This window comes from Pseudidiomarina fusca (assembly GCF_032227045.1).
In the GTDB taxonomy this organism is placed as follows: domain Bacteria; phylum Pseudomonadota; class Gammaproteobacteria; order Enterobacterales; family Alteromonadaceae; genus Pseudidiomarina; species Pseudidiomarina fusca.
On the sequence record NZ_JANFPJ010000051.1, the window covers coordinates 1 to 7286 of the forward strand.

General features: G+C 45.4%; 5 protein-coding genes and 2 pseudogenes. All 7 read left to right on the plus strand.

Annotated features, from left to right (window positions below):
* The first annotated feature begins 67 nt into the window (after positions 1-67).
* On the plus strand, positions 68-685 hold the full coding sequence (locus tag NOG12_RS12600; protein ID WP_015065928.1) for a cation efflux transmembrane domain-containing protein: 618 nt from the start codon (positions 68-70) through the stop codon (positions 683-685).
* A 454-nt stretch (positions 686-1139) separates the two neighbouring features.
* Positions 1140-2459, plus strand: coding sequence for a TolC family protein (locus NOG12_RS12605; protein WP_313933437.1), 1320 nt, complete (start codon positions 1140-1142; stop codon positions 2457-2459).
* On the plus strand, positions 2456-3409 hold the full coding sequence (locus NOG12_RS12610) for an efflux RND transporter periplasmic adaptor subunit (protein ID WP_313933438.1): 954 nt from the start codon (positions 2456-2458) through the stop codon (positions 3407-3409). The genes NOG12_RS12605 and NOG12_RS12610 overlap by 4 nt, the downstream gene beginning before the upstream one ends.
* A gap of 60 nt (positions 3410-3469) precedes the next feature.
* Entirely contained in the window at positions 3470-6580 is a 3111-nt protein-coding gene (locus NOG12_RS12615; protein ID WP_313933439.1) for an efflux RND transporter permease subunit, read from the plus strand.
* 125 nt (positions 6581-6705) lie between these two features.
* A complete protein-coding gene (locus tag NOG12_RS12620) occupies positions 6706-7071 on the plus strand; it encodes a hypothetical protein (protein ID WP_228759594.1) in 366 nt (121 codons plus the stop codon).
* Positions 7049-7150: pseudogene (locus NOG12_RS12625) on the plus strand (cation transporter); the annotation flags it as partial. The gene NOG12_RS12620 and the pseudogene NOG12_RS12625, both read left to right, overlap by 23 nt.
* Positions 7151-7161: 11 nt before the next feature.
* A pseudogene (locus NOG12_RS12630) lies at positions 7162-7286 on the plus strand (transposase family protein); the annotation flags it as partial.

Consider the following 7286-nt stretch of genomic DNA (forward strand, 5'->3'; position numbering starts at 1 on the left):
TGGCAAGCCCCCGATACAGTAGACGCCTGATAGCGTTACACTAAACGAAAATCTACAGGTGTTGGTAATGAGCGGATGTGGGTGCGAAGTTGAAATAAAAGACCAGTCTCAACGACAGGTTTTGTATTGGCTTTTGGGAATAAACGCGACAATGTTTGTTATAGAAATGGGGATCGGGTTGCTTGCTGATTCAACCGCATTAATAGCCGATTCACTTGATATGCTCGCCGACGCAGTTGTCTATGGTGTTGCCCTTTATGCTATTGGTAAATCGCTATTGCACAAAGCCAATGCGGCTAGAATTAGCGGCTTTTTTCAGATGGCACTGGGTGTGTTGATTATCATTGATATTGTAAGACGGTCAATTTACGGTAGCGAACCTGTATCGGGACTAATGATGGCTATGGGGGCAGTTGCACTGGTTGCTAATGTCATTTGTCTTGTGATCATACGCAAACAAAGAAATGAAGAAGTGCATATGCGGGCAAGCTGGATATTTTCAGCCAACGATGTGATTGCCAACTTAGGTGTTATCTTTGCTGGCGTTTTGGTGTTTTGGCTCGATTCTCGATGGCCTGATCTGGTTATCGGTGTGATAGTTTCGTGCGTTGTGTTGCGCGGGGCAAAAATGATCCTCGAAGATGCTGGAAATGAAAGACAGCGAGCGCTTAATGCGCAAAGTTGATAAGAAAATGCCAATTTTTAATTGCACATCAAAACTGCGTAGGTTGGCATGGCTACTTATTACTTTGCTCATGTGTCAATCGGGCTTTTCGTTCGCCGCTCAATGCGATGACTACCCTGCGGAGGTATCGTCAGTCCCTGAACAATCAAAGTCGATAGGCACTTATGATGTTCCCGAAAAAAATGTAAATGCTGGTGATAATACGTCGAGTGAAGAGTCTAAGTGTTTCCATTGTGTGCTGTGTCAATGTGGACAGATTAAGTTTCTGGCACAACACCCAATAAATGACGTATCTAAACCGTTATATACCAATCAATACAGTTATTCCCGCAACGTCACTGACGGCCTAGTCGAAGGCCTTTTGCGCCCACCTCAACATTAATCCATTCCCTCCTATATGTTTGCATGGGTGCTTTCCATGTATGTCGTTATATTATGAACAAAAGGTTCTTTTATGAGTTCTTCACGCCCATTGGGCATAAAAAAAGCTAGCTCAGCGTATCTGAAATTGATATCTGCTGCACTGGTAACCATGAGCATATCTGTTCAATCTGCCAATGCGCAAAATTCTTCAATCACGCTTGAAAATGCGCTCAAACGCACATTATCAAACAACCCAGATTTAGTTGTGTTCGAATTTAAATCTTCGGCTTTGGATGGTGAATCAAAAATGGCCAGCTTACGACCTGAAATGTCTGTTGGGGTTGAAGTTGAAAATGTGTTGGGAACAGGCGAAGTGTCTGGTATCAAAGATGCCGAATTGACACTGACCTTATCGTCGGTCATCGAGCTTGGAGATAAAGTCAGCGGCCGAATGAATGTGGTGAGTTCAAAAAAAGCACAACTGCTTACACAACGGCGCATTCGTACGCTGGACATCTTGGGTGAAACAACTCGACGATATATCAATGTCATTGTCCAACAAGCGTTGCACAAGACTGAGCAACGAGCTGAAATGCTGGCTCGCACAATGCTTCAGACAGTCTCTGCACGGGTTGAAGCGGGGGCTTCTTCACCACTTGAGAAAAAACGTGCAGAGTCAGCGTTGTCGCAGGCGCGTTTGTCGTTATTGATAAGTGAACAAAAACTCAATGAGTATAAACGCGACCTGGCCATCATGTGGGGTGACACTAACGCTGCGTTTGCGGAAGTTGAAGGGACACTGTTATCGTTTCCAAATTCACTATCACTTGAACATATGCTTTCACAGCTTCAAAGCAATCCACACGTTCTGCTTTATGCTGATAACTATCGGGTACAAGAGGCCAGATTGAGAGTGGTTCAGGCCAGTCAGCAGTTCGACATTGCGTGGGAAGCCGGTATCCGAAGAATGCAGGGAATTGATGACACAGCGTTAGTCGCCAGTATTTCGGTGCCGTTAAATACCACGCCGCGGAATCTAGGTGAATACGAACAACAGCGCGCATTGCTTGACAGTATAGACTATCAAAAACAAGCGAAAATTCGTGAACTCACTCGCCAATTAAATCAAGTCATTAGCGCAAAAGACCAAGCCTTGCTCACTGTTACGACCCTTCAAGACAATGTCGTCCCAACATTGGAATCTGCATTGAAATTGGCGCGGGATGGCTATGAAAGTGGTCGCTACAACTACATAGAGTGGGTGACAACGCAACAGCAACTCATAGATATGCAACGAACTATGATAAAAGCCGCAGGCTTAGTTCACCTTCGAAGCGCAGATCTAGAGGCACTTACGGGAATTCCCGTGTTTTCTGACTCTCCCTCGACGTCTGCTCAATCATCACAATGAATAGAGAAAAAATAATGAATAAATCACAATTTACATTAGTTACTAGCGCACGTGACTTGCTTGGCACGTTAGTCATGCTAGTTACTTTACTGTTTGCTTCTGTCGCCCTGGCTGATGATGACGATGAGGAAGCCGAAGAAAGACCCGAGTACGTAGTGTTATCTCAAGAACGGATGCTTGAACACGATATCGTGACTGCATCGGCCGCATCAGGAACATTATCGCTCACAACCAGAACCTTTGGGCGGATAGTTCATGATCCTGCGTCACTGAGTCATATTCGTGCCCGCTTCGACGGTGTTGTAAAACGTATCATGGTGAATATTGGAGATAAAGTAGAAAAAGGTGACACACTGGCAATCATTGAGTCAAACGAGAGTTTAAATCAATACTCAATCACCTCACCGATGTCTGGAAAAATCATAGCTAGACACGCCAATGATGGTGAGCTCACCAACGGTCAAGTACTGCTTTCTGTTGCTAATTACTCTCGCGCAATTGCTCAATTGGCTATTTTCCCCAAACAACGTACTCGTATTGCCGCTGATATGGAAGTCACTTTAAGGCTTGAGGAATTGCAGCAACAATCAAGTATAAGCCACATTACGTCCTCACCTGATGACAAACCTTATTCTATCGCGTTTGTGAACGTTGATAATGGCAGTGGTTATTGGCCTTTAGGCGCTATGGTAGAGGGTTATATTCAGATTGGGTTCCAAGAAGTCAATCTGGCTCTCCCCAAAAGTTCAATACAAGAGTTAGATGGGCAAACCATTGTTTTTGTCAAAGAAGGGGAGCGATTTTACCCCCGCCAAGTAAAGCTTGGGAACACGGACAACCGTTTAGTAGAGATTGTGAAGGGCGTTCAAATAGGCCAGCAAGTCGTTGTAGAAAATAGCTATCTACTAAAAGCTGATTTATTAAAAATGGAGGCGGGCGATGATGACTAATTACCTGCGCATTTATTGTCAAAAGCAAAGCCAAGTCCATAAAAACGGTGAGGTGAGAGCATGATTGCACCAATACTCCGTCTATCCATTGAGCGCCGTGGTGTCATGATGTTGTTCGCCTTGTTTGTCGCCTTTTTTGGTATGTACAGTTACAAACAATTGCCGATTGATGCTGTGCCTGATATCACCAACGTGCAAGTGCAGATAAATACCGCAACCCCAGGTTACTCGCCTTTGGAGACTGAACAACGCATAACTTTTATAGTTGAAACCTCGCTGGCCGGTTTGCCTAATTTATCGTATACCCGCTCGATATCACGCTATGGTTTGTCGCAAGTCACAGTCGTGTTTAAAGAGGGCACTGATTTATATTTCGCACGAAATCTCGTCAACGAGCGTCTCACCGCCATCGCGGCGCAATTGCCAACAGGGTTAACCCCTGAAATGGGCCCTATCTCCACAGGCTTGGGTGAAATTTACATGTACTCGTTAAGTGCTGAGCCTCAGGCGCGACAGGACAACGGTCAACCCTATGATGCTATGGCATTAAGGGAGATCCATGATTGGGTAATTAAGCCCCAATTGTCGCTTGTTGAGGGGGTGACCGAGGTTTATGCGATAGGCGGATTTGAAAAGCAATATCATGTGAATCCTAATCCAGTCGCAATGATAAACTTTGGGATAAGTACAGGTGACCTTCTCAGTGCGCTAGAACGCAACAATGCGAATCAAGGCGCTGGTTTTGTAGAACAAAATGGGCAACAAGTACTGATCAGATCGGAAGCCCAACTTAAGGGCATCGACGATATCGGCCAAGTGGTTGTTAAGATCATTGATGGCGTACCGGTAAAAATTCAAGACATCGCCCAAATCAACCTCGGTAAAGAGCTGCGCTCTGGAGCCGGCACGTTAAATGGCCAAGAAACAGTGATTGGCACGACAATGATGTTAGTGGGAGAAAACTCTCGTACGGTCGCCAAAGCTGTGGACAGTAAGCTCGAAACCATTAAAACAAGCTTACCCGAGGGCGTTATCCTTGAAGCGGTTTACGATAGGACAAGCCTCGTTGACAAAACCATCGACACAGTGCAGAAAAACCTCGTCGAGGGCGCTTTACTTGTCATCGTTGTGCTATTCGTTTTGCTTGGGAATGTGCGAGCTGCACTTATTACCGCCGCTGTAATACCCTTGGCAATGCTTGCCACGATATCGGGCATGGTCAAAACAGATGTGTCTGCTAACTTGATGAGTTTAGGCGCACTGGATTTTGGCTTGATTGTCGATGGCGCAGTTATCATTGTTGAAAACTGTATCAGACGATTATCCGAATCCCAGAAACAAAACGGCGCTACTCTACCGCTCAAAGAAAGGCTGAATGTTGTATATGAAGCCACTAATGAAGTCATACGTCCCAGTTTGTTTGGTGTATTGATCATTACCATTGTTTATATCCCCTTGTTCACGCTCACTGGCGTCGAAGGTAAAATGTTCCACCCCATGGCAGCGACCGTGATAATGGCTTTGCTTGCCGCAATGGTATTTTGTTTTACCGTAGTGCCTGCGGCGATAGCAATTTTCATGAGAGGTAAAATTAGCGAAAAAGAAAGCCCAATTATTAAAGGTGCAAAGGCAGTCTATCGTCCTATTTTAACCGGAGCGCTGCGTTTTAGATGGCTAGTGGTAGTAGCAGCGAGTGCTTTGGTTGTCGGCAGTTTATGGATGGGCAGTAAATTAGGCTCCGAGTTTATTCCCCAGCTCAATGAAGGTGATATCTTAGTACAAGCGATACGCATCCCTGGGACTGGGGTAGAACAAGCAGTTGAAATGCAAAAAACTCTTGAAGCGAAACTTATGCAGTATGAGCAAGTTCAGACGGTATTCGGTCGCACGGGTACGGGTGAGGTCGCTACCGATCCTATGCCGCCCAACATTACTGATACGTTTGTTATTTTGAAGCCTAGGGAACAATGGCCCGATCCATCAATGACTAAAGCCGAGCTAGTCGAAACGTTTGAAGAGGACTTGTTTACCTTGCCCGGCAATAATTATGAATTTACCCAACCTATTCAAATGCGGTTTAATGAATTGATCAGTGGGGTAAGGGCAGATTTGGGCATAAAACTATTTGGGGATGACTTAGATACCCTCTTTGCATCTGCTTCTGACATTTTGTCCGTTATTTCAACGATTGAAGGGGCTGATGACGCGAGGCTTGAGCAGGTAGAAGGCATTCCAATCTTCACCGTCACACCAAAGCCTAATCAATTGGCACGCTTTGGTTTGGATATAGCCGACTTGCAGTTATGGCTCAATGCTGCGACAGGTGGAAAAACCGCTGGAATGATTTTTGAAGGCGACAGACGCTTTGAAATTGTCGTGCGATATGCCGACGACATTCGAAATGAACTCACTCAGCTTGAGAGCGTTCCCATAGTCACGCCCTCTGGTGAGCATGTACCAATAAGCGAATTAGCCACACTTGCATTTAAAGAAGTACCTAGCCAAATAAGCCGGGAGAATGGCAAACGTAGTATTGTTGTCACAGCAAATGTGCGTGACAGAGATATTGGCACTTTTGTTGAAGAAGCTCAGGCGAGAATTAATGATGAAGTAGATTTACCTGCTGGTTATTGGCTCGACTATGGTGGAACCTTTGAGCAGCTCGAAAGTGCGAGTCAACGATTGACGATTGTGGTACCGGTTACGTTGTTTGTGATTTTGACAATGCTGGTAATTGCGTTTGGTTCTATACGCGATGCGTTGATTATCTTCACAGGTATCCCTTTGGCATTAACAGGCGGTGTAATGTCTCTTTGGTTAAGGGATATGCCTTTATCCATATCCGCGTCGGTAGGATTTATCGCGTTGTCTGGGATTGCCGTATTAAACGGATTGGTAATGCTGTCCTTCATCAAGCAACGTTTGCTAGAAACCGGAGAATTAGTGAATAGCATTGTTGAAGGGGCACTTATTCGTTTGCGTCCGGTATTAATGACAGCACTAGTGGCAAGCCTTGGATTTGTGCCCATGGCGCTCAATACGGGCATAGGTGCAGAGGTGCAACGGCCTTTGGCCACGGTGGTCATCGGCGGGATAATATCGTCAACCTTGCTAACACTGGTAGTGCTGCCTGTACTCTATCGACTCGTGCATAGTAAAGGGGATCAGTAGTGTTCTTGGGCATTTATTCGTAAATGCCCAAGTTTTACCTGAACGATTTTTAGGTACCTATTGACTCTTTATTAAGTATAGACTTTACAATCATATTCTTAACGTCATGTACGATAAGGATAGATATGGTTTCGCTTATTTTAATTAGTAGTTTTTTGGCGCTAGCCGTCCTCGGTAGAAGCTTTGTTCAATATAAGAGAAATGGTGATTTTGGTATAAGAGCAGCATCTATAAACGCACCATTAATAGAAATTGTACCAGGGGCTATATTCGTGGTTACGTTTTGCTTTGCATTTGGTCTAGTTCTTTTTGGTTACTTAGGACGTGCGCCCCTACTATTTGTTCCTTCAATTCCATTTCAGCTTCTCGGCTCTTTGATTGGCGCCTGCGGAATTGCTGTAACTTTGTTGTCTCAAATTCAAATGGGGGGATTACCGTACCACAACATTGTTCAAGTGGAGTCGTATCATGAGCAAATCCTGTGGCGGTGATGCAACGTCCGCAGCGGATACCGATATACAGGCCTCCTCCGAGGCGCCAGGGAGATGGGTCAGTGTTTATGCCGAGCCGGATGGATCTGACTGACACTGCGGCTGCATGAGTACGTGGAGAAGGAATCCTTCAACCACCCCTACACCTTTGTGGCGGCACAGACCGGCCTGGACGAGAAGACGGTGCGCGACATCTTCAACGCCCGCGCCGAGTT

Excerpts from the sequence above, each read along its gene's own strand:
- NOG12_RS12610 (WP_313933438.1), top strand. The coding sequence starts at position 2,456 with ATGAATAGAGAAAAAATAATGAATAAATCACAATTTACATTAGTTACT.
- NOG12_RS12615 (WP_313933439.1), top strand. The coding sequence starts at position 3,470 with ATGATTGCACCAATACTCCGTCTATCCATTGAGCGCCGTGGTGTCATG.
- NOG12_RS12620 (WP_228759594.1), top strand. The coding sequence starts at position 6,706 with ATGGTTTCGCTTATTTTAATTAGTAGTTTTTTGGCGCTAGCCGTCCTC.
- NOG12_RS12605 (WP_313933437.1), top strand. The coding sequence starts at position 1,140 with ATGAGTTCTTCACGCCCATTGGGCATAAAAAAAGCTAGCTCAGCGTAT.
- NOG12_RS12600 (WP_015065928.1), top strand. The coding sequence starts at position 68 with ATGAGCGGATGTGGGTGCGAAGTTGAAATAAAAGACCAGTCTCAACGA.